A 21,063-nucleotide genomic window follows, 5' to 3' on the forward strand; every position below is an offset into this window, starting at 1 on the left:
GCCATGCCCATGCCCCTTGGCGCCGATTCAAGGTCGCGTTGTCCGGTGTCTTCAGACGCGTCGAGAGACGAGCCGTGGGAGCTCTGCAGCGCCGAGATCCGCCCCATGGCCAAGCAACGCTCGCATTGGAACCCGGATCGGCTTTTCAGTGAAATCGCGAACTTCGTGTCCTCGTCAGGACTAGACCGATCCGATGGCCTGCAACCGTGCCGCTGCGGACCTCAGCGCCTCAAGGTTCGCCTCGCTCACCGAGAGACGCGAACCGCCTTGTTCGTCGAACAAGCGCCAACGCGTTTCGTCTTCCAGTGAAGTACTGAGCCAAGCGTCCAGAGCGAGAGCAGCGATACGGGCGTCGGCGCCCGATTCGCTCGCGTCCAACGGCTGGTTGGCTGACAGCCAGCCGAGCCTGTGCACGGCCTCTGCTGCGCCCAATCGAGGAAGCAACCGGAGAAGCAGGCCAGTTTCGACGCCGGTATCAACAGCGGCTGCCGCTTCGCTCTCTCCGAACGCCCGCCGAGCTGCCACCGTATCGCGACGTTCGAGGGCGCCGATCAGCAGGAACCTGGAGGTGTGAAACCAATCAGCGGAACGGACGATGCCCGAGATCGACATCTGGATGAGTTCTTCGCCGCGTTCTGGTTCACCGGTCTGGACCAAACACGCTCCAAGCGTCCCGGCAATGACGGGCAGCTCCGCATCGGCATAGGCAAGATGAGCAAGACTCGTCGCTCGTTCGAGTGTGCCGGGCTCAGCCAGGACTGCGAGGGTGTAGGCAACGGCGTTGCGGTAGTAGGCAACATCGGCGGGCTCGGCGTCTTCGAGCGCCAAAGCGAGTGCGAGGGCCTTTTCGGCATATTGGAGTGCGTCTGCGTGGCGCTCGTCGAGGAGCAACGCGACGGCTGCTCTGATGTTGGCAGTGGCGTCGTCGGGTTCGATCTGCACGGCAGCGATCCCGTTGTCGGCGAGCGCTGCCGTAAGAATGCCAGTGGGCGCGATGCCAGCACCGTCCAGAAGCAGATCGTGGAACTCGAACGCGTTCACTGACCAGTCGGTCCGGCTCAGCCGTTCCTCGATCTCCGCACGTGTGAGCTTCAACGTGTCGAGGATCTGGCGCCCGTCTGAAGGCCACGCCGAGTTACTCGGGCCCCTGTGGAACGTCAGGCTGGCTGCGGCTGAGATGCCAGCGACGAATGTGAAGTACAGCCAGCCATTCGCTACAGCCGGAGAATCAGCCGATCTCAACCCTCGAGTCAACCATGCGATGAACAAGGGAGTACCCGAGCCTGCGAGCCCCATCACAACAAATCTTGTTCGATACCAGGCACCGTTGGCGGGGAAGTTCGCCACCCAGCCGCCGACGAGCCTTGACCGGAGCCGAATGTCGACGCTGCCGAGTCGGAACCGGGCTTTCGTTCTGCCTGCACCGAACGACACCTGATGGATCCGGAACCCCACGACAGCACCCACTGCCGCGTGGCCGAGCTCATGCAACGCACTCACAAGCAGCGGCACAACACAACCGATCGCCAAGACCTGCACGGTCGCGGCGACGTTGAAGTCGAGCAAGACCAACACAAACGCCGCGATCAACCCCGCGATGACGACGCGCCGCCCCATCTAGCTACAACAACCCAACAACTCGACTACTTGACAAAGTGTCCCTCAGCAAGAGACCCGCAGCGGGACCGTGGTGTTGGCAGGGAGGACGATTGTCAGGTCCCCCGATCGGAGCGTCACCATCTGATTGGCCGTGGCTCCAATCCGATACTCGAAACGGGCGTCGACACGTGTCGACCCGTCTGGCATCGGCGTGCTCGCCATGGTGAATGAAGGGTCGGATGCGGTGATCTCACCGGGTAGATCGTGCGTCCGCAGGGGCACAGACCACCACGAGACCGACGTAGAACGGTTACACCCGTAGGAGGCGCCACCCATAACCTCGAAGATGGTCCCGCTGACCTGGGGGTAGATCCGGCGGTAGGGGTAGCGGGCTTTGAACTCGTCGTTGGCTGCGACCCATCGAACGACTGCATGTTGCGAAAGCCCGCCATTCATCTCCCCGAGCCAGTAGTCGAACCCGGCGCGATCAGGCGTGCGACCAAGAACATTCGAATAGACGATGGTCAAGAACTCGTCATTGGATTGGGCGCCACCGAACTGCGTCCGAAACTCAGCAGACTCCTTGAACGCCCAGGCAAACTCATCGAGCACATCCTGGTGTGGCATTTGCGGCGAACGCAGTCCGTTGTATTCGTTGATCCAGTAGCTGGCTCCGGCGAAGTCTGGCTCTCGATCGAAGAACGCCCGGTAGAGACGCAACACATCTGAGTGAGGTTCCTCCATGTAGCCGATGGACGAACGAAGATCTTCGAGCGTCTCGGCGTTGGCGCGACCCGGGAGGCCGACAGGCAGAGCGGCACTAGCGAGCAGGACTACAAACAGAATGTGGACCAGGGTTGGGCGTACGAGCGAATCCGAGTATCGAGTTCTGCGTGCGTGCGCTTCGGCCATCGTCCGAGTGTGACAGGTGCCTCGGCGCATCGAAAGCCCGCACGCCGCTCAGGGTGGTTTGACCCAACTCGTCTCGAGAACGACCTCAAGCAACGTCGGCGATGATCATTGCTTCAGCGCGGAGGCGACGACGGCGGAGGCTGTGAGGCAGTACTCCTCGCTCGCCGGCAAGTTCGTCGAATCGAACGTCCTGCACGCGGGTGAGGGCTACAAGGCGAGCATCTTCTGGCGAGACCACGCCGCGCTTCACTGCATCGCCGAGCACGTCGACGAGTCGTTCGGCCGGATCCGCTGAAGGAGACACAGTGACCGGATGGAAGACCATCGGGTCAGGGATCTCCTTGCCGCTATGGCGGAACAGCGTTGTTGACGCGATCTGGCGGACGTCGAGTCCGATGTTCCCGCCGATGTTGTTCGGCCGCCGGTCGAGTGGGTACTCGGCGATGCGACTCCACGCAGCGGCGACAACCGTGGCCGCCACTTCTTCACCGCTGTGAGGTCCAGGTACGAATCGGTTGGTGGTGCACACCATCCCGGGCATCTGAACGTGAAGCACGACCCGCCAGGCGAGCGAGTCGTTCGCCCCACATCGGATGAGCGCAGCGAGTACATCGTCGCGACGAGAGCGGTCGGGGTCGTGCGCACGACCCACGACGGCGTCCAGATTGTCGAAGCCATGCAGTGCAGGCTCCTCGAGCGTCCACTGCTCGAGGGACCTGGCGGCCTTCCTCGACCGGACGATCCGCTCCCATTCGTCGTTGAGATCTCGGAACAGCTTGATCGACATGGCAGGTCTCCTCGCCTCGTTGGTAGGCGAAGGACCATCACGAACCGCGGTGCACCGACTTCTGCACCACCGACTGCACGGAAGGAGAGAAATCCCTGGTAACGGTGCACCATGGCCTGCACGGTGCAGTCGGTGGTGCAGCGTCGCAGCCAGGTCTCCTCTGGTTCGACAACTCGATCAGATGTGGCCGGGTCCACCTCTCCGGCCCACACATCGTCTGCTCAGCGAAGCCTGTCGATCTGGTTGATGGCCCACTGCCCGACGGCGGTCCTCGCCATCGCCAACGCCTGATCTCGGTCGGCCGTGATGACGAACACAAAGCGTTCTGGACTGACGTCCGCTACCCAGCCCGCGAGCGGTCCGCTTGCGAGTCGGAATTCGAGCATGTGCCCGAGGCGTAGATCGATCGGCGCCACAAACCAGCCATACGTGGCGTCGCGCGGCCACTCCGCCTCGACCCACCGGCCGTCGGCGATCCACACGTTGGCGACCGACTGGCACGCTACGGATGAAGGAAGGTCGAGGAGTCCGAGACCGGCGCCGAGACGCAAGACGACGGGACCCGGCAGATAGTCGACGAGCTCCGGACGCAGGACTTCGTTAGGCACCCGCTCAACGCCAGCGGGGCGACGGCGACCGAACAGTCGCATGCGGTCATCGTAGGCGTCGACAGCGACAACTCGGTCAGCACCGTTGCGACCATCCCGATCTGGCAACCTCGCCCCGATTGCTCGGGACGTAGCGACACCGAAGGACGGCCGCCGCATACCCGGAACGGCGACAAACGAGCCGTCGGCAGTTCCACCCATTCCGTACGTCTGTGTCACCCGCCACTCTTGGCAACGAAGGATCCATGCACTGACATGACGGGAAGCGGCAGCGACGCAGCTACCTCTCGGCGGTCGTTAGCGGGGCAGGCTGGCGGCGCCGATGAGGTTGGACTCAACTCGGTCACGCACGTCAAGGGTGTCGCAACGCTGAGCCACATCCTGGGGCAAAAGTGGACGACCACCATCATGATCGCGTTGGCGGTGGAGCCGGTTCGCCACGGTCCCTTGTGCCGCAAGCTCAGCGGCATCAGTCGCAAAGTGCTGCACGACAGTCTGAACGCACTCATCGAGGACGGAGTCGTGGAGAAGACCATTGGCGTCGACGACCTCGACAGTGTTTCCGTCAGCTACGGCCTCACCGCGCTCGGGCACTCGCTCACGCCGGTCCTCGCTGAGATGGACCGATGGTGCAGCTGCAACCTCGACGAACTGGGACCTGGCCGCGGAGCGCAACTTCGTGTCGAGCGAGGCGCTGACCAGGGTGGTCACTCCGAGGTAACCACGATCACCTTGCAGTAACCGGGTGCTCCACGTCGATCCTTTCGACCGTGACCGACCGACCCTGCACAAAGCGACAAACGCTGCGGCGCTCCGTACGCCAGCATTTGTGTATGAACCCTCGATCCCGCCGAGTTCCGAGTCGTCTCCTGGAACATCATGCAAGGCGGCGGGCCCCGCAAACAACGACTGACCGACCAGGTCGTCGCCTGGAACACCGACGTCGCTGTGCTCACCGAATACCGCCACGCCAACAGCAACGACCTCTCGACGATGCTGTCGAACGCAGGGCTCCCCCATCATCTGGCCGGCGAGGACACCACCGGCGGGTACGCGGGCGCTCTCATCGCCAGTCGCTTCCCGCTGACGCAGGGCAACGTCGTCCTCGATCACCCCGATGGACCTGCTCGTTGGCTCCACGCAAAGATCCCTCACATCGGCTGGAATGTCGTGGCCTGCTTCATCCCCGGATCGAGCGGACCCACTGGCAAGCAGCGCAAGGATGCCTTCTGGGACGCCGTGCTCGACAGCGCCACCCAGCTTGCCGACGAACCGACCGTGATCACCGGCGACTTCAACACCGGTCGCCACCTCATCGACGAAGACGGCAGGACCTTCCATTCCGCCGACCGATTCGAAGCGATCCTCGATGCAGGCTGGGTCGACGGCTTTCGATCGCTCCACGGCGATATCAAGGCGCCCTCCTGGTGGAGCCCCGGCTACAACAACGGCTTCCGCCTCGACCACGCACTTATCTCGGCCGGAGCACCGACCCCCACTGCCTGCCGCTACGAAACCACAGACGCCAGCGGCAACACCATCTGCGGACCGGCCAAGGGCCGCCTCTCCGACCACGCCGCAATGATCATCGACGTTCCGAATCTCAACCGCCCTTAGCGTCTTCGGTGCTGCCGGCCAGGGCTGGGAACTGCCAGCTGTAGCCGATCGACCCAAATGGGAAAACGCAACTCAGCGACCGAACAGTCCTTGGAGAGTTCACCGAGCAACTCGTCGGCGTGAAGATCTCCCCGCTCCGCGCGTTGAGGCTTCTCTTCTGCGGCTGTCGTAGTCGCACGGCACGCAACTCAACACCAGTAGTCGCTAGGACCGGCCGCCATCAGCGCTATCGCTCGCACGCGTGTGAGCGTGAAGCTGAGACCGCAAGCTCGCAACTGCCGCCGAGGCGTACAAAGGCAGAGCGAGTCGTCCGAATCACCTGCGTGTAGCGTCTTCGCTAGTTGCTGACGGCAGAGGGGAGAGATGTGCAAGGTCAAGTCCTCAATCCGGAAAGCTTCGTTTGGGCCCTGGGCAAGCTCCGTGGTCCGGATGTCTCATACGTCGTGACCAGAAGCGCTGGCTGGGAGGAGTTCCTGGCGCCAGACTACGCAACCGATGTCGTCCTGCTCGGCGATGACTACCTTGCGTCCGTTCGTACCGCCACGTTCGCCCTGGAGCAATCGTGGGCGGCGGAAGGACTACCTCGCGCCCTCGAGGCAATCCGTCCGACGTGGCGCTACATCGCCTTCAGTCTCGCGGCCATCGAAGGTCGTCTTCGCCTCCCCGAGGAGGTTTTGCTGACAAATCGTGAGGTCTGGCAGGAGCTTATTACTGGAGCTGAACCAGAGAACGCAGCCTCACGCCCTGTGGAGCAGCTGGCTCAACTAACCGTCTTGCCGGTGGACCGAGCCATCGTGGATTGCATTCCGACTGTTGACCGGCGGACGGGTGCAGCAACCGGCACGATCCTGCTCACGAACGGAAGGCTGATCTGGTCCGAGACGGGCCTTGTTGTGAGCTCGCTGTCGTGGGACCTGTGCCGTGAACTGAGTCTCGAACTACAGAGGGGCCAGCTACTGGACTTCTCGCTGACAATGCGCTCCGGGGACCATATCTCCTTCACGACAGCTGAGTCGGCAGCGAGGTCGCTCGTTCAAATTGCAGCGCTCCATAGTCTTGCGCTCCGCTAGTCGTCGAGGTGGCCGCATCGCGACCTGCTCGAGCTTGGCTGTTGGATGGCCATCGGCAAAGCTGAGGTTGTCGGCGTCACCGACAGTGAGGCAGGGCACCGCCATTGCGTGCGTGACCCTCTCAGTCGGCACTTGCCCTGGTCAATGTCGCTTCCTCGATCCACCTTGCGAAGAGACTCCAGGCTGCGAGCTGTTCGAGCGCAAGTTGCTCTGAGAGCTTGATCTCCGCTGCCGGAAGGTGACTGAGCGGATTTCGAACGCCTTCAAAGAGACCGATCCCGAAGCTTCGGGCACCGTCGAGTCGTGCTCGCTCCGTTGCGTCGGTCGAGGCAGCGAACCGGAGGCGAGGACTGTCGGGACCTGGATCACTCGACGAGAATGCTTGCTCGACAAGCTTCTTCTCAGACAGGTCACGCCGGCCAATCAACTGTTGGAGTCTTGAGTTCACAATTTTCGCAGCGGCATCGACGGCTCCGTGGTAGTCCAACGTGCGCCAGTAGGGATTGGCAGCGTCCCACACGAGCGGGTGGAGTGAGCTTGCTGCCAGTCGGGGTCCAGCCGAGCGGTCGCCGAGCAGTGCTTCGATCTCATCACCGACTTCTAGCCGAGCGAGTAGCTGTTGTGCGGCGAATCTCTCGCGCTCTGCGAAACGGGCGCCGCCTCCTGCAGACTCCCTCCAGTCAGGGTAAAGAGTCTCGAGTATCGGGCTGACCTTTTCGACGAGGCCCACGGCAGCGTCTCGTCCGCAAGCGATGTGACTACCACCGGCGACCTCGCGGCTAGCAATGTACCTGGTCGCGATGATGAAGGACCGCAACTCCTCCTTGATCCGCTCGTAGTCAGGCTCATTCGCCGCCATCTAATGACCTTAGCGCCCGCAACGGGCGAGGCGAAGGTGTCGAGGTAAAGCCGATCGTTCGCATCGACCGGTGCTGTGTCCCACAAGGCTACTTATCACGAACCGAAGCCACTGTCGCCCAGCAACCAGAACCGGTTCCAGGGGTGTCAACCACCTAGCGGCGCCAACATTTCCACCGTGACCCGGGACAGCTTTACAACCGTTGTCCACCTCGTTGTCCACCTGGAGGCGAAAACGAGGAGAGCCGGCCCCTGGGGACCGGCTCTGACCTGCTGCTTTACCGTCGGGCTGGGGAGATTCGAACTCCCGACCTCCTGACCCCCAGTCAGGCGCGCTAACCAAGCTGCGCCACAGCCCGTGGCCGCACGGATGCTACCGCGGCGAGGGGTGTCCCCCACCTGCCGCAGCCGCCAATCTGCTCACATCTTCTGCACGACCCAGATGATGCCCTGGATCAGGCGCCAGCCCAGGTAGAGCACGAGGGCGATGACCATCAGCCAGAAGTGCCACGGAGCCTTCGTGCTGGGCGGGTGCTTCAGGTCGGACGTGTCGACCTTGCCGCCACAGGCCGCACACGAGCCGTCCTCGGCGAGCGCGTTGGGCGCCCGGTATTCGTCACACGCGTCACACCACGGCATCGAGTTGTTGGTTGCTTTCAGACTCGTCGAAGGACCAGTACCGCAACGTCGTCGTTGATCGGTCCGCCCGAGAAGTCTCGGGCCGCTTCGACCAACACCTTGGTGAGCACATCAGGCGAGGCCGTGGGGTCACGGCGGATCATACTGGCCACGCCTTCCTCCCCGAACAGGGCCTCACCATTGCGGGCTTCGGCGAGCCCGTCGGTGTACATGACCGCCACGTCGTCGCTCTGCCAGGCGATTTCTCGTGAGTGATAGAGCGCCTTCGGATCGAGCATGAGCAGAGGTCCGGTGGCACCGAGCGGCCGCACCTCCGACGCATGCCACACGAAGGCGGCAGGGTGGCCGGCCGAGGAGTAGCGCAGCGTCTCGGCGTCGTTGTCGAACACCATCACGATGAGTGAGATGAACTCTTCGCCTCGTTCGAGGACCGACATCTGAGCGTTGAGTTCCTCGACCGCCTGGCCCGGGTCTCGGTACTGACGAAGGAACGCCCGCAGCAGGTACTTGGCCTGCAGGGCGGTGATCGATGGCTCGATGCCGTGACCGGTCACGTCGCCGATGACGGCGGCAACCCGGTGCTTGTCGACTCGGAACACGTCGTAGAAATCGCCTGCCATGGCGCCGCTCGACGCCTGGTAGTGCGAGCCGATCTCGAACCCCTTGAGGCTGGGGAGGGTGGACGGGGCGAGACGTGCTGCCCACTGCAACGGCGCCAGTTCTTCCTGGGTGAGCACCTCTCGAGCACGCTTTTCGACTTCGGACCGACCGGCGGCGACCCGGGCGATCTCCTCGAGCCGTTGCCGGCGGAACAGGGTGATCACCGACGGCAGGGCGAGGGTGAACGAGGTGAGGGTGACCCCACGGGGAACGGCCACGATCGCGAGCACGATCAAGACGGTCGCGGAGCTGGCAGCGGCAACCGCCGAGAGGAAATCACGCCGGAAATCGGCGTCGGCCAGGCGCCACAGGTCGGGGTCGATCTGCTCGGTCGACAGGCGGGAGGCCAGCCGGCGCTGGACGATCGTCTGCCGGATCCAGAACACCGCGGCGGCAACACAGATCGCGGCGGCGATCGCTGGCACGAGGCGTTCCATGGACCGAGGCTACCCTTTCTGGTCACCGGCAGCGGGAGTTGTTCACGCTGCCGTCACGATCGATTCGAAGCGGGAAGGAAGGCAACCCATCTGAGCTGGGATCCCTTCCTGTCGGCCGATCGGGGTGATTATTCACTCCTGCGTCGGACACGCATCTTGATCGGTGTCGAACCAAGATCGAACGCCTCACGCAGGCTCCGCTCCAGGTAGCGAAGGTACGACTGGGGGATGTCGCGGTTGGCGAACAGGGTGAACGTGGGCGGATCGGTCGCACCCTGCGTGGCGTAGAGCACCCGGGCCCCGTGAGGCGCCGGCGTGGCCTGCTGGGCCCGGCGGATGACCTCGTTCACCTTGCGGGTCGGCATGCGGGCCGAATAGGCGTCGAGCGCCAGGTCGAGCGACGGCAGCAGCTTGTGGGTGCCCGAACCCGACAGTGCCGAGATCCGGTGCACGGTGACGTTCGGCAGGAAGCTCAGCTTCCGTGCGATCTGGTCGGCCATGTTCTCACGGGCCTCGGTGTCGAGCAGATCCCACTTGTTGAGCACGACCACGATCGGACAACCGGCGCCATCGACCCGCTCGGCGAGCCGCTGGTCCTGGGCCGTGATCCCCTCCGTGGCGTCGATCAGCAGCAGAGCAACGTCGGCGGTGTCGACCGACTGGAGTGCCCGGATGGTCGAGTAGTACTCGGTGTTCTCGTCGATCCGGCTACGGCGCCGCATCCCGGCGGTGTCGAGGAACCGGATCGGACCGTTCGCCGTCTCGACGATCGTGTCGACGGTGTCCCGCGTGGTGCCCGCCATGTCGTGCACCACCGAGCGGTCCTCGCCGATCAGCCGGTTGAACAGCGTCGACTTGCCGACGTTCGGCCTGCCGGCGAGCACGATCGAGAAGATCCGCTCGTCATCACCGCCCTCGACATCATCGCCCTCGATCTCGGTCGGTTCGGGCAGAGCAGCCACCAGATCGTCGAGCAGATCACCGACGCCCCGACCGTGCAGGGCACTGACGCCGTAGGGGTTGCCGAACCCGAGACGAACCAACTCCCACACCTGATCGCTGTGGCGAGCGTCGTCGACCTTGTTGGCGACCACGAAGATGGGCTTGTCGTAACCACGGATGGCTCGAGCCATCTGGGCGTCGTCCTCGGAGATACCGACCGAGGCGTCGACCACGAACAGCAGCGCATCGGACTCGGCGATCGCCTTCTCGGACTGGCGAGACACCTTCATGTCGATCTCGGATCCCGAGGCCATCCAACCGCCGGTGTCGACGAGGTTGAACCTCGTGCCCTGCCACTCGGCCTCGACCATCTTGCGGTCGCGGGTGACGCCCGGCTTCTCCTCGACGATCGCCTCGCGCCGGCCCAGGACCCGGTTGAGCAGGGTCGACTTGCCGACGTTCGGCCGACCGACGATGGCGACCGTCGGCAGGTGGGAGGCGGATGTTGTTTCGGTCATGCCGATCTCACTTCTGTGGTGTCGAGCCCGAGGGCTCGACGGAGGGCGATGCCGTCGGTCGGCACCACCTCGACTGGTCGGGGCAGCTCGTCGAGGCTCATGCCGTCGAGGAACACACTGCCGGAAAGGCACACGTCGGGCAGCAGATAGCGGTGCCCGGCGGGCTGGTCGGCCAGCACCCGGGCGACGTCGGCACCCACCATGAGCCCGGCCACACCGATGTTGCCGCCGAAGAACTGATTGTCGACCTCGACGATCCGCACGTCGTCGCGGCCGAGATCGTCGATCATCGGCCCGAGGATGCGGGCGCCGTACTGACCGGTGAGCACACCGATCGGCGCGCTCGGCCGTGGCCGCAGCTGCACGATCGCTGCGCCGTCGGCGTCGGTCGGCGTGGCGAGCCGTGGTGCGCGGTAGCCCTCGGCGGGCGCACCTTCGACCCAGGCGAAGAAGCCGGACTTGGGGCCGGTCGCTTCGTCGGTCTCGCCCCGGAACTCCATCTCGAACGTCCGGGCCATGCCGATGCCGTCCTCGTGCATGGCGAACCCCTCGTAGGTCTCGGCGTCGGGGAATGGACGGTTGGCGAGCAGGTAGTACTCGTCGGCGGCGAACACGAGGCGGTGGCCCAGCACGTCGAGGAAGATGTCCTGCCACTGCTCGACCAACTCGACCACCGCTTCGGCTTCGGCCACGGTGTGCGCCCGCATGTCGGCCTCGTTCGAATGGTCGCTGATCCCCAGCGGCACGATAGCCAACGACGCGAGCTCGCTGTAGTCGTCGAGCACGCCGGCCAACGTGCGCTCGAGCGCCTCTGCGTCGTTGATGCCGGGGCAGACCACGACCTGCCCGTGGACCTCGATGCCGTGGTCGAGCAGGGCTCGCAACCAACGCAGGCTGGTGGCGCCGCGCTTGTTGCGCAGCAGCGACGACCGGACCTCGGGCTCGGTCGAGTGGATGCTCACGTACAGCGGCGACAGACCCTCGGTGATGACACGCTCCAGGTCGGCCTCGGTGAACCGGGTGAGGGTGGTGAAGTTGCCGTAGAGGAACGACAGCCGGAAGTCGTCGTCCTTGAGGTACAGGCTCTTTCGCATGCCGGCCGGCAACTGGTAGATGAAGCAGAACGAGCAGTGGTTGTCGCAGGTGCGGACCTGGTCGAACAACGACGACTGGACCTCGATCCCGAGCAGCTCGCCGTCGGCCTTGTCGATGTCGATCTGGCGAGTGAGGCCGCCCCGGTCGATCTCGAGGCTGACCGCCGGCTCGTCGACGAGCATCCGGTACTGGATCACGTCACGTGGCACCTCGCCGTTGACCCGCAACAGCACGTCGCCGACAAGCACGCCAGCCGTTGCGGCTGGTGAGTCGGGCGCCACCGCGAGGACGCGGGGAAGCTGGGCGGTCTGGGCGATCATCGTGAAAAAGTCTACGGAAGGGCATCCAGAAAGGACCCGGCGACGAACAACGGGCAATGAACGACACGGATCGACCCACCAAGATCGCCGTCATCGGCAGCGGCATCGCCGGTCTCAGCGCCGCTCACCAGCTGGCCAAGGACCCCCGCCATCATGTCGTCATCTACGAGGCGGCCGATCGGCTCGGCGGGCACGCCAACACCGTCACCGTCGAGGACCCGATCGCCGGACCGCTCGGCATCGACACCGGATTCATCGTCCACAATGACCGGAACTATCCCCACCTCGTTGCCTTGTTCGACGAGCTCGGCGTGCCGGTGCAAGACACCGAGATGAGCTTCGCCGTCACCGATCGAACCAACGGTTTCCACTATCGGGCCACCAACCTCAACACCCTGTTCGCCGACCGGAAGAACCTGGTCAGCCCCACCATGTGGCGAATGCTGGCCGACATCATCCGCTTCTACCGCAAGGCCAACGCCTACCTCGATGCCGGTCGCGACGACCTGAGCATCGCCGAGTTCCTCGACGAGGGGCGCTACCACGAAAGCTTCGTCGACCTCCACCTGATCCCGATGGGAGCGGCCGTGTGGTCGGCCGACCCGACCACCTTCGACCGCTTTCCGGCGGCCAGCCTGCTGTCCTTCCTTCGCAACCACGGCCTCCTCGGCATCGGCGACCGTCCCCAGTGGCGCACCGTGATCGGCGGCTCACGTGTCTATGTGCAGGCCATCGCCGATGCATGTGCGGGCGAGGTCCGATTGTCCTCACCCGTCACTCAAGTGTGTCGAACGACCAGCCAGAGCGTGGCGTCCGATTGGGCGGTGTCGGTCACGAGCAACGGGCACACCGAAGGGTTCGACGAGGTCGTCCTTGCCTGCCACAGCGACCAGGCCCTCGCCATGATCGCCGATGCCACGCCGACCGAGAAGGAGGTGCTCGGAGCGATCGGCTACCAACCGAACCGGGCGACGCTGCACACCGACGCCTCGCTCATGCCACCGTCGGAGGCTGCGTGGGCCGCGTGGAACTATGAGTGCGGCGTGGGTGACGAGACCCTCCCGGCGGTCACCTACGACCTGACGCGCCTCCAGCGGCTGCCCGGCTCGCGGCGCTACTTCGTGAGCCTGAATGCCGACGACCGCATCGATCCAACGACCGTGTTGTACTCCGCCGACTACGCCCACCCGGTGTTCGACCAACCCGCAATCGATGCCCAAACTCGCCACGGTGAGATCAGCGGTGTCGACCATCTCCACTTCTGTGGGGCCTACTGGGGCTTCGGCTTCCACGAAGACGGCATTGCGTCGGGCCTGCGTGTGGCGGAGGCGATCAGTGCTCGGTCCCGGAACGCCACACCGGTCGGGGCGTCGACATGACCCCCGGCGTGGCGTCGGTCTGCGCCGGCACGGTCTACCACCGGCGTGCCACGCCGACCGAACACTCCTTCGAGTACCCGATGTCGATGGTGTGGATCGACCCCGATCATCCGAACGATCTCTGCCACCACCACCGGCTCTACTCCCCTGCCGAACCCGCACCGGCCCGCTTCCGACGCAGCGACTACGGCGACGAACGCACCCCGCCGCTCGGGCTCCTCGTGCGTGACGATCTCGAACCGGTGCTCGGGCATCGGCCGGACGGACCGATCCGCATGCTCACCCAGCTCCGCCGGTTCGGCTGGCTGTTCAACCCGATCACCGTCTATCTGGCGTGGGACACGACCGATCCCGAACCCGTCGGCGCTGTGCTCGAAGTGACGAACACCCCCTGGCACGAGCGCCACCGCTACACGATTGCGCTGCACGATGCTGCGCCGGCGGGACCCGGTCCTCGTTTGATCGACCTGCCCGAGGGGAACGATGCGCCCATCATGCGCACCGCCCGGTTCCCGAAATCACTGCACGTCTCGCCGTTCTTCGGCCAGGACTACGACTACCTGATCGGGGTCGCCGCCGGCGAGCAGCTGCGCATCGACCTCCAGCTCGTCGACCCGACCAACGAGACCGTGGCCCTCGACACCTCTCTCCAGCTCGACCGCACTCCGGCCTCTCGCCGTGCCCTGGCTCGCAATCTGTGGTCGGCCCCCCTGTCGACCTACCGGGTCAGCACCGGCATCCACTCCCAAGCCGCCCGTCTGGCTGCCAAACGAGTCCCCTTCGTCCGCCATCCCGACAAGCTCACCCAGGAGTCCCCCTCATGACGGCACCGGTCGACCCCGCTGCTCCCCTCGCTCCCGCCGCCCACGACACCGATCAACCCGTCGCCGACGGCAACGTGCCGATCGTGCGGCCCGAACGTCTCCTGCGTCACGCCGAACGACAACGCAAGGTTCCGGGCGTGCAGCGAGTGGCTCGCCGTGCCGCCCATGCCGTGATGGATCGCATGACCTCGGGCCAGCTCACGGTCATCGACCGTGAAGGCGTCCACCGCTTCGGACCGGGCGGTGGCCTCAGCGCCGAGATCGAGATTCGCGACGATCGAGCGTGGAGCAGCCTCATCAGTGAGGGCTCGATCGGGCTCGGCCGTGGCTACATCGAAGGCTGGTGGCACTCCGACGATCCTGTGTCGGTCGTGCGCATCATCATCGAGAACATCGAGCCGCTCGATGAGTACCGAAATCGGCTCCACCATGCCACGGGCTGGCTCGTCGACCCCGTCCGTTCCGTGCTGCCGCGGCGCAACAAACACCGCAACAAAGAAGACATCGCCAGTCACTACGACGTCGGCAACGACTTCTTCTCGATCTTCCTCGATGAAACGCTGACCTACTCGGCCGGTGTCTTCACCGAACCCGGTATCCCGCTCGCCGCCGCCAGCCGGGCCAAGTACGACCGGCTGATCGACAAGCTCGGCCTGCAGCCCGACCACCGTCTCCTCGAGATCGGCACCGGCTGGGGCGGCATGGCGCTCCAGGCGTCGGAACGGGTGGGCTGCAACATCACCACCACCACGATCTCCGACGAGCAACTCGCCGAGGCCACCCGCCGGGTGCACGAGGCGGGTCATGCCGACAACGTGACCCTGCTCGACGCCGACTGGCGAGACCTCGAAGGAACCTTCGACCGGATCGTGTCGATCGAGATGATCGAGGCCGTCGACTGGCGCGACTACGACCAGTTCTTCTCGACCATCGAGCGCTGCCTCGCCCCCGACGGGCTGGTCGGCATTCAGGCGATCTGCATTCCTGATCGTCGCTACGAGCGGACCAAGAACACCGAGGACTTCATCCGTCGCTTCGTCTTCCCTGGTGGCTTCCTTCCCTCCATCGGCGCGGTCAACCGTTCGGTGTCGTCGGCCACCCGCATGAAGATGCTCGACGTCGAAGACCTCACCGTCCACTACGCCGAGACACTTCGGCGATGGCGTGACCAGTTCGATGCCCAGCTCGACGAGGTACGGGAGCTCGGTCTCGACGAACGCTTCATCCGCCTGTGGCGCTTCTACCTCGCCTATTGCGAGGCAGGGTTCCTCGAGCGTCACTGCACCGTCAATCAGTTCGTGCTTGCCGGCAGGGACTGGCGCCCCGACGGGTTGGCCCTTCGCCCGTAGGGCGGCGCGGGGATCGAGGCTCGAACAACTACGATCGACCACCATGACCGTCGACCGGGTACTACTGTGCGCGCCCCGTGGCTTCTGCGCCGGGGTCGAGATGGCGATCAAGGCGCTGTCGTGGATGGTGCGTGCGTTCGATGCGCCGGTCTACTGCTACCACGAGATCGTGCACAACAAGCTGGTCGTCGACCGGTTCGAGGCCCAGGGCGTGATCTTCGTCGACTCGATCGACGAAGTGCCCGAAGGTCGTCCGATCATGCTGTCGGCTCACGGGTCGGCGCCCGAGGTGGTGGAGGCCGCCCGGGCCCGAGGCAGCTACGTGGTCGACGCGGTGTGCCCGCTCGTCACCAAGGTGCACCACGAGGTGAAGGTGCGGGCGAAGAAGGGCTACCGCATCATCTACGTCGGCCACGAAGGCCACGAAGAGGCCATCGGCACCATGGCCGTCGCTCCAACCGCCATCAGCCGGGTCGAGTCGATCGATGATGTCGCCGCCCTCCCCGAGTTCGACGAGCCGACGGCGCTCCTCGCCCAGACCACGTTGTCGCATCGTGACTGGTCCGATGTCGCCGACGCCGCCCGCGTCCGCTTCCCCGACCTGTGGCAGCCCGGTCGCTCCGATCTGTGCTTCGCCACCACCAACCGCCAGTCGGCGCTGATGTCGGTGGCCGATCGGGTCGACGCCGTCGTGGTGATCGGCTCGGCCAACTCGTCGAACACCAACGCTCTGGCCAAACTGGCCGAGCAAGCCGGGTGCCCGCGGGTGTTCCGGGTCAACGGACCCGAGGAACTGCCCGACGACCTCTCCGGTGTCGTCGCCGTCACCGCCGGTGCGAGCGCCCCCGAAGACGTGGTCCAAGCGGTCATTGCCGTCCTCGCCCCGGCAAACGGGGTCGAGGAAGTCACGATCACCGAAGAAGCCGAGTACTTCCCGCCGCCCCGCAACCTGCGCGAGATGCTGACCTCGGTCGACGTCGTCGCCACGTTCGGCCTCGGCGGCAATGTCGACGCCCGCCCGCCGCTCGATGACCGAGTCATCGGCGCCGCCGACGTCCTCGCCTCGATCAGCGGCAGCTAGAGACCAGCTCGGATCTGGGCCTGATCGAACAGCTCCTGCAGCGAGTCGTGGAGTTGCTGTGAGATCGCCTTCACGGTCGAGCGCTTCACCCGCTCGCCTGCCACTCGCTCGGGCGGCATGATCGGCTTGCCGATCACGATCGTGCACTTGCGGGGGCGGATGATCCTGCCGCCGATCGGGAGGGCGCGTTCGGCGCCGCCGATCCCGACGGGCACGATCGGCACACCGGCTCGGCAGGCGAGGAACGCCGCACCCTCCTTGATCGGGGCGACGACCGGGCCCTGGTAGCGAGTGCTCTCGGGGAAGATCACGAGCGGGTCACCGGCGGCGAGAATCAGCTCCGACAGTCGAAGCGCTTCACGGTCGGCCATGTGGCGTTCGACCGGAAAGCCGCCGACGGCGAGCAGGAACCGGCCGAGACCCGGAGTGGCAAAGTACTTCTCGGCACCCATGTAGCGAAGGATCCGCGGCGTGGTTGCCGCCGCCAACGGCGTGTCGAGGATCGACCGGTGGGCGCCCGGTGCCAGCACGAAGCCACCCTCGGTCGGCACATGCTCTTCACCGACGACCTCGAGCCGGAACATCACCTTGAACAGAAACATGGCCACGATGCGCACGGCCCGGTAGAGCCGGGGCGAACCACCGCCGAGGTCGGGCGTCGTCTCAACCACAGGTCACACCCACGAATCTCAGCTGCGGATCTCGGCCGCGATCAGTTCGACGACTTCGTCGATCGACAGATGGCTCGTGTCGACCTCGATCGCTCCATCGGCCCGCTTCAGCGGATCGTGCTGGCGCCCGGAGTCGAGTGCATCACGACGAGCGAGATCGGCGGCGACGGTGTCGTAGTCGAGATCCTCGACCTCGCGTGCCCGGCGGGCGGCACGAACCTCGGGGCTGGCGGACAGGTACACCTTGAGCCGAGCGTTCGGGAACACGACGCTCCCGATGTCGCGCCCTTCGAGCACGCCACCGCCCCGACGACGGGCCCACTCGCGTTGGCGGGACACCAGCTCGGCACGGACCTCGGGGTGCGACGCCACTTGCGACACCGCACGGGTGACCTCGGGCCCACGAATCTGGGTGGTGGCGTCGAAACCGTCGACGGTGACGGTGCCGTCGGCCTCGATTCGCAGGTCGATGCCTTGGGCCACGATGCCGACCTCGTCGGCGTCGGCCGGATCGATACCACGGGCCAGGCAGGCAAAGGTGACCGATCGGTACATGGCACCGGTGTCGAGGTACTCGAGGTCGAGTGCCTTGGCCAGGCGCCGCGCCACCGTGGACTTGCCGGATCCGGCGGGGCCGTCGATGGCGATGACCAACAACTCGGGTTCCACAGATGTCACGCTAGCGCTCCTGGTTGGTTCACTCGGTTGGTCATCGCGCAGGCACCACCCATCAGTCGAGTTGGCGCAGCGTGGGTTGGTAGCCCCGCACCATCAGCCCGCCGACGAGGCGTTCGCCCAGCTTTCGATCGACCATCAGCAACATCACACCGCGTCCGCCCTCGCCGCTGTGGGTGATGTCGAGGTCGAGGATGTTCACGTCGAGCTCGGATGCCAGCGTGGCGATGGCCGCGATCTCACCCGGGCGATCGGGGATCGGCACCGCGACCTCGGCGACCTCGTCGGTCACTCGGAAGCTGGTCGGCAGATTGATCCGAGCGTGCCGGGCCGTGGTCAGCAGATCGAGCAGACCGCTGCGGTCTTCGTCGAGGACCTTGCTCCGAACGTCGGACAGCCGGGTGATGAGTCCGTCGAGCCCGGCGACGATTGCGTCGCGATTGGCGACACAGATGTCGGGCCAGATCGACGGACGGCCGGCCGAGATGCGGGTCATGTCTCGGAATCCACCGGCAGCGAGGCGTAGGAGCGCACGATGCTCGACCGATGACTCGTCGGCCAGCGTCATCAGCGCCGCTGCCGTGAGGTGAGGGACGTGGCTGACCTGGGCGACGAGCCGATCGTGCACTGCGGGCGCGAGTGCGATGACTTCGGCGCCGAGCTTGCTCACCACCCCGGCGACCATCGCCAGGCTCGCCTCTTCGGTGTGGTCGGTCGGGGTCAGTACCCACATGGCACCCTGGAAGAGATCACCGCGTGCGCCGTCGATGCCGTCTTGCTCCGAACCCGCCATCGGATGACCGCCGATGAATCGGGGGTCGTCGATCGCCGAACAGATCTGGGCCTTGGTCGAACCGACGTCGGTGACGACCGCGGTGGTCTCGGCCAGGGCCCGCTTCGCCAACTCGGGAATGACGCCGACGGGTCCAGCCAGCACCACGAGGTCGCTCATCGGGTCGACCCCGACCGCATCAGCGGCGCCGACGTCGACGGCCCGCTTGGCCACTTCGGGATCGGCGTCGTCGGCCGAGACGTGCCAACCGTCGGCCCGCAGCGCCATGCCAACCGACCCACCGATCAGGCCCGAGCCGATGATCGTGGCTCGACGAGCGGCCGATCCGACCTGGCGCTCGCTCACTGTTCGTCGCCGGGCTCGGCAAGCTCGGGTCGCAGCGCCACTGCGCCGCGAAGGAACACGTGGCGCAGCTGGTCCTTCGTCTTGGTGGTGTCGAGGTGGGCGAGCAGACGCACGCACAGCGGCAGTGCGCCGTCGACCGCCATCTCCTGCGTACAGATCAACGGCACATCGGTGAGACCAAACGCTCGGGCCGACACGGCCGGAGCGATGCTCGAGATGTCAGGCGTGGCGGTGAAGAGCACCGACACGATCTCGTCGTTGCGCAGATCGTTGCGCTCATACAGCGTTTCGAGCAGCCGGGTGGTGTGTTTGCCCACCTCGTCGGGCGTGTCGGCATCGATGGTGATGGCGCCACGCAGGGCGAGGAACGAACGCGAGGGAGTAGACATCGCCCGTGAGGCTATCGGTCGCCGCGGTCGGCGTCATCTGCCGAAACCCCGTCGATGACCGCCCGCTGAAGCTCGAGCATCTCGTCGGCGTCGACCACCCGCCACGCCCCCGGGGCGAGGTGTGGATCACTCAGCGGTCCGATGCGGGTGCGGGCGAGCCGCTGCACGGGGTGGCCGATCGCCTCACACATGCGCCGGACCTGACGGTTGCGGCCCTCGTGAATGGTGATGCGCAGCAGGCCGTCGGCGACGGAAGCGACCTTGGCCGGGGCGGTCATCCCGTCGTCGAGTTCGACGCCCTCACGGAGCTGCCGAAGTGCCGCTCGCGACGGCACGCCTTGAACGTGGGCCAGGTATTCCTTCTCGACGCCGAAGCTGGGGTGGGTCAGGCGGTGAGCCAGCGTGCCGTCGTTGGTGAGCAGCAGCAGTCCCTCGGTGTCGTAGTCGAGTCGTCCGACGGGAAAGACCCGCGGCTCGCTCGGTACGAGATCGATCACGGTGGGGCGACCCTGCGGGTCCGACGCCGTCGTGATGGTGCCCGCCGGCTTGTTCAGCAGGTAGGTGATGGCGTCGGGCAGCGTGGACAGCACGGCGCCGTCGACGGCGATCACGTCGACCCCGGGGACGACCCGACGACCGAGTACCGCGATCTCGCCGTTGACCGTCACCTTCTCGTCGACGATCAGGTCTTCGCACACTCGTCGGCTGCCGACACCGATACGGGCCAGCACCTTCTGCAGCCGCTCACCGTCGTGCAGCTCGGGCTCAGTCATCGTCGGGCCGCTCGTCGACGGCAGCAGGGCCCTCAGCAGCAGGGTCCTCAACTGCAAGGTCGTCCGCAGCAAGGTCGGCGACCGGGTCGATCTGGGAGCGGTCGACCCGGAGCGTCTGTTCGAGTGCTTCCACGACGTGAGCACCGGGCACGAAGTCGCCGAGTGGCGGCAGCTGGTCGATGGACGCGATGCCGAGCTTCTCGAGGAACGACGACGTGGTTCCGAACAACACCGCCTGGCCCGGACCGTCGTCGCGGCCGACCTCGGCCAGGTAGCCGCGGTGGACCAGCGTGCGCAGCACGCCGTCGACGTTCACGCCGCGGATGGCCGACACCTGGGCCCGGGAGATGGGCTGCTTGTACGCAACGATCGCCAGCGTCTCGAGCGCTGCGGTCGACAGACGGGTGGTCTGCCCTTCGAGCACATACCGCTCGATGTAGGGCGACAGGTCGGGATGGGTCTGGAACCTCCAACCATTGGCCACCTCGACCAGCTGGAAGCCACGCCGCTCGCTGGCGTAGGACGCGGCAAGCTCGTGGCAGAGCTCTCGGACCAGCGTGACGGGGATCTCGATGAGCTGGGCCAAAAGGTGTTCGGCCAGCGGATCGGTCGACACCAGGACCATGGCCTCGATGGCTCGCTTCGCTTCGGCGATCGACACCTCGGGCCGGGGTGCCAGCTCGGCTGCGACCTCGGGCTCGGTTTGCTCTGACTCCGACACG

Annotated in this window: 22 protein-coding genes and 1 tRNA gene; 7 read left to right on the forward strand and 16 right to left on the reverse strand. The window is 65.5% G+C overall.

Going from position 1 to position 21,063, the window contains the following annotated elements; genetic code table 11:
- Nucleotides 1-180 precede the first annotated feature (180 nt).
- The 4 genes from R2733_24570 to R2733_24585 form a co-directional block, all read right to left on the reverse strand.
- The gene (locus tag R2733_24570) at nucleotides 181-1,269 is read right to left on the reverse strand and encodes a hypothetical protein (protein ID MEZ5379694.1); all 1,089 of its coding nucleotides are present in this window, start codon (nucleotides 1,267-1,269) and stop codon (nucleotides 181-183) included.
- A 393-nt stretch (nucleotides 1,270-1,662) separates the two neighbouring features.
- Nucleotides 1,663-2,511 carry a DUF4214 domain-containing protein gene (locus tag R2733_24575; protein ID MEZ5379695.1) on the reverse strand — a complete coding sequence of 283 codons (849 nt, stop codon included), beginning with the start codon at nucleotides 2,509-2,511 and terminating at the stop codon, nucleotides 1,663-1,665.
- 85 nt (nucleotides 2,512-2,596) lie between these two features.
- Nucleotides 2,597-3,298 carry a hypothetical protein gene (locus tag R2733_24580; GenBank protein MEZ5379696.1) on the reverse strand — a complete coding sequence of 234 codons (702 nt, stop codon included), beginning with the start codon at nucleotides 3,296-3,298 and terminating at the stop codon, nucleotides 2,597-2,599.
- Nucleotides 3,299-3,519: 221 nt separating this feature from the next.
- Nucleotides 3,520-3,948 carry a hypothetical protein gene (locus tag R2733_24585; protein ID MEZ5379697.1) on the reverse strand — a complete coding sequence of 143 codons (429 nt, stop codon included), beginning with the start codon at nucleotides 3,946-3,948 and terminating at the stop codon, nucleotides 3,520-3,522.
- Between the two features lie 213 nt (nucleotides 3,949-4,161).
- Here R2733_24585 and R2733_24590 point away from each other — a divergent pair, with 213 nt between their 5' ends.
- The 3 genes from R2733_24590 (at nucleotide 4,162) to R2733_24600 (ending at nucleotide 6,593) form a co-directional block, all read left to right on the forward strand.
- Entirely contained in the window at nucleotides 4,162-4,647 is a 486-nt protein-coding gene (locus tag R2733_24590; protein ID MEZ5379698.1) for a helix-turn-helix domain-containing protein, read from the forward strand.
- 135 nt (nucleotides 4,648-4,782) lie between these two features.
- Nucleotides 4,783-5,523 carry an endonuclease/exonuclease/phosphatase family protein gene (locus R2733_24595; protein MEZ5379699.1) on the forward strand — a complete coding sequence of 247 codons (741 nt, stop codon included), beginning with the start codon at nucleotides 4,783-4,785 and terminating at the stop codon, nucleotides 5,521-5,523.
- Nucleotides 5,524-5,888: 365 nt separating this feature from the next.
- The gene (locus R2733_24600; protein ID MEZ5379700.1) at nucleotides 5,889-6,593 is read left to right on the forward strand and encodes a hypothetical protein; all 705 of its coding nucleotides are present in this window, start codon (nucleotides 5,889-5,891) and stop codon (nucleotides 6,591-6,593) included.
- Nucleotides 6,594-6,714: 121 nt separating this feature from the next.
- Here the strand turns inward: R2733_24600 and R2733_24605 are convergent, their stop codons facing one another.
- From R2733_24605 to R2733_24630, 6 genes are all read right to left on the reverse strand, one after another.
- The gene (locus R2733_24605) at nucleotides 6,715-7,452 is read right to left on the reverse strand and encodes a TIGR02391 family protein (protein MEZ5379701.1); all 738 of its coding nucleotides are present in this window, start codon (nucleotides 7,450-7,452) and stop codon (nucleotides 6,715-6,717) included.
- A 283-nt stretch (nucleotides 7,453-7,735) separates the two neighbouring features.
- Nucleotides 7,736-7,810 (reverse strand) — tRNA-Pro (locus R2733_24610).
- Between the two features lie 61 nt (nucleotides 7,811-7,871).
- Nucleotides 7,872-8,090, reverse strand: coding sequence for a hypothetical protein (locus tag R2733_24615; protein MEZ5379702.1), 219 nt, complete (start codon nucleotides 8,088-8,090; stop codon nucleotides 7,872-7,874).
- 17 nt (nucleotides 8,091-8,107) lie between these two features.
- A complete protein-coding gene (locus R2733_24620) occupies nucleotides 8,108-9,187 on the reverse strand; it encodes a PP2C family protein-serine/threonine phosphatase (protein ID MEZ5379703.1) in 1,080 nt (359 codons plus the stop codon).
- A gap of 128 nt (nucleotides 9,188-9,315) precedes the next feature.
- Nucleotides 9,316-10,647 carry a ribosome biogenesis GTPase Der gene (gene der, locus R2733_24625; GenBank protein MEZ5379704.1) on the reverse strand — a complete coding sequence of 444 codons (1,332 nt, stop codon included), beginning with the start codon at nucleotides 10,645-10,647 and terminating at the stop codon, nucleotides 9,316-9,318.
- A complete protein-coding gene (locus R2733_24630) occupies nucleotides 10,644-12,062 on the reverse strand; it encodes a DUF512 domain-containing protein (GenBank protein MEZ5379705.1) in 1,419 nt (472 codons plus the stop codon). The genes der and R2733_24630 overlap by 4 nt, the downstream gene beginning before the upstream one ends.
- A gap of 56 nt (nucleotides 12,063-12,118) precedes the next feature.
- Here R2733_24630 and R2733_24635 point away from each other — a divergent pair, with 56 nt between their 5' ends.
- The 4 genes from R2733_24635 to ispH are packed head-to-tail and all read left to right on the forward strand — an operon-like array spanning nucleotide 12,119 to nucleotide 16,695.
- Nucleotides 12,119-13,441: an FAD-dependent oxidoreductase gene (locus R2733_24635; GenBank protein ID MEZ5379706.1), complete on the forward strand. Its 1,323-nt coding sequence runs from the start codon at nucleotides 12,119-12,121 to the stop codon at nucleotides 13,439-13,441.
- On the forward strand, nucleotides 13,438-14,265 hold the full coding sequence (locus R2733_24640; protein ID MEZ5379707.1) for a DUF1365 domain-containing protein: 828 nt from the start codon (nucleotides 13,438-13,440) through the stop codon (nucleotides 14,263-14,265). Before R2733_24635 ends, R2733_24640 begins: the two co-directional genes overlap by 4 nt.
- Nucleotides 14,262-15,614, forward strand: coding sequence for a cyclopropane-fatty-acyl-phospholipid synthase family protein (locus R2733_24645; GenBank protein MEZ5379708.1), 1,353 nt, complete (start codon nucleotides 14,262-14,264; stop codon nucleotides 15,612-15,614). The genes R2733_24640 and R2733_24645 overlap by 4 nt, the downstream gene beginning before the upstream one ends.
- A gap of 43 nt (nucleotides 15,615-15,657) precedes the next feature.
- On the forward strand, nucleotides 15,658-16,695 hold the full coding sequence (ispH, locus tag R2733_24650) for a 4-hydroxy-3-methylbut-2-enyl diphosphate reductase (GenBank protein MEZ5379709.1): 1,038 nt from the start codon (nucleotides 15,658-15,660) through the stop codon (nucleotides 16,693-16,695).
- Here ispH and R2733_24655 read toward each other — a convergent pair.
- From R2733_24655 to scpB, 6 genes are read right to left on the reverse strand one after another with little or no spacing between them, the layout of a single operon-like run.
- Nucleotides 16,692-17,366: a lysophospholipid acyltransferase family protein gene (locus R2733_24655; protein ID MEZ5379710.1), complete on the reverse strand. Its 675-nt coding sequence runs from the start codon at nucleotides 17,364-17,366 to the stop codon at nucleotides 16,692-16,694. The genes ispH and R2733_24655 overlap by 4 nt on opposite strands.
- Nucleotides 17,367-17,384: 18 nt before the next feature.
- Entirely contained in the window at nucleotides 17,385-18,044 is a 660-nt protein-coding gene (gene cmk / locus R2733_24660; protein ID MEZ5379711.1) for a (d)CMP kinase, read from the reverse strand.
- 52 nt (nucleotides 18,045-18,096) lie between these two features.
- Complete coding sequence (locus tag R2733_24665; protein ID MEZ5379712.1) at nucleotides 18,097-19,179, reverse strand: prephenate dehydrogenase/arogenate dehydrogenase family protein; 1,083 nt, start codon at nucleotides 19,177-19,179, stop codon at nucleotides 18,097-18,099.
- Nucleotides 19,176-19,568: a chorismate mutase gene (aroH, locus tag R2733_24670; GenBank protein ID MEZ5379713.1), complete on the reverse strand. Its 393-nt coding sequence runs from the start codon at nucleotides 19,566-19,568 to the stop codon at nucleotides 19,176-19,178. Before aroH ends, R2733_24665 begins: the two co-directional genes overlap by 4 nt.
- An 11-nt stretch (nucleotides 19,569-19,579) precedes the next feature.
- Nucleotides 19,580-20,341 carry a pseudouridine synthase gene (locus R2733_24675; GenBank protein ID MEZ5379714.1) on the reverse strand — a complete coding sequence of 254 codons (762 nt, stop codon included), beginning with the start codon at nucleotides 20,339-20,341 and terminating at the stop codon, nucleotides 19,580-19,582.
- A complete protein-coding gene (gene scpB / locus R2733_24680; protein ID MEZ5379715.1) occupies nucleotides 20,334-21,062 on the reverse strand; it encodes an SMC-Scp complex subunit ScpB in 729 nt (242 codons plus the stop codon). Before scpB ends, R2733_24675 begins: the two co-directional genes overlap by 8 nt.
- Nucleotide 21,063: the final 1 nt, after the last annotated feature.

Source organism: Acidimicrobiales bacterium (assembly GCA_041394265.1).
Classification (GTDB): domain Bacteria; phylum Actinomycetota; class Acidimicrobiia; order Acidimicrobiales; family SZUA-35; genus JBBQUN01.

Excerpts from the sequence above, each read along its gene's own strand:
- R2733_24640 (MEZ5379707.1), top strand. The coding sequence starts at position 13,438 with ATGACCCCCGGCGTGGCGTCGGTCTGCGCCGGCACGGTCTACCACCGG.
- R2733_24615 (MEZ5379702.1), bottom strand. The coding sequence starts at position 8,090 with ATGCCGTGGTGTGACGCGTGTGACGAATACCGGGCGCCCAACGCGCTC.
- R2733_24620 (MEZ5379703.1), bottom strand. The coding sequence starts at position 9,187 with ATGGAACGCCTCGTGCCAGCGATCGCCGCCGCGATCTGTGTTGCCGCC.
- R2733_24575 (MEZ5379695.1), bottom strand. The coding sequence starts at position 2,511 with ATGGCCGAAGCGCACGCACGCAGAACTCGATACTCGGATTCGCTCGTA.
- R2733_24585 (MEZ5379697.1), bottom strand. The coding sequence starts at position 3,948 with ATGCGACTGTTCGGTCGCCGTCGCCCCGCTGGCGTTGAGCGGGTGCCT.
- aroH (MEZ5379713.1), bottom strand. The coding sequence starts at position 19,568 with ATGTCTACTCCCTCGCGTTCGTTCCTCGCCCTGCGTGGCGCCATCACC.
- R2733_24580 (MEZ5379696.1), bottom strand. The coding sequence starts at position 3,298 with ATGTCGATCAAGCTGTTCCGAGATCTCAACGACGAATGGGAGCGGATC.
- R2733_24675 (MEZ5379714.1), bottom strand. The coding sequence starts at position 20,341 with ATGACTGAGCCCGAGCTGCACGACGGTGAGCGGCTGCAGAAGGTGCTG.
- R2733_24645 (MEZ5379708.1), top strand. The coding sequence starts at position 14,262 with ATGACGGCACCGGTCGACCCCGCTGCTCCCCTCGCTCCCGCCGCCCAC.
- R2733_24635 (MEZ5379706.1), top strand. The coding sequence starts at position 12,119 with ATGAACGACACGGATCGACCCACCAAGATCGCCGTCATCGGCAGCGGC.
- R2733_24605 (MEZ5379701.1), bottom strand. The coding sequence starts at position 7,452 with ATGGCGGCGAATGAGCCTGACTACGAGCGGATCAAGGAGGAGTTGCGG.
- der (MEZ5379704.1), bottom strand. The coding sequence starts at position 10,647 with ATGACCGAAACAACATCCGCCTCCCACCTGCCGACGGTCGCCATCGTC.
- ispH (MEZ5379709.1), top strand. The coding sequence starts at position 15,658 with ATGACCGTCGACCGGGTACTACTGTGCGCGCCCCGTGGCTTCTGCGCC.
- R2733_24630 (MEZ5379705.1), bottom strand. The coding sequence starts at position 12,062 with ATGATCGCCCAGACCGCCCAGCTTCCCCGCGTCCTCGCGGTGGCGCCC.
- R2733_24590 (MEZ5379698.1), top strand. The coding sequence starts at position 4,162 with ATGACGGGAAGCGGCAGCGACGCAGCTACCTCTCGGCGGTCGTTAGCG.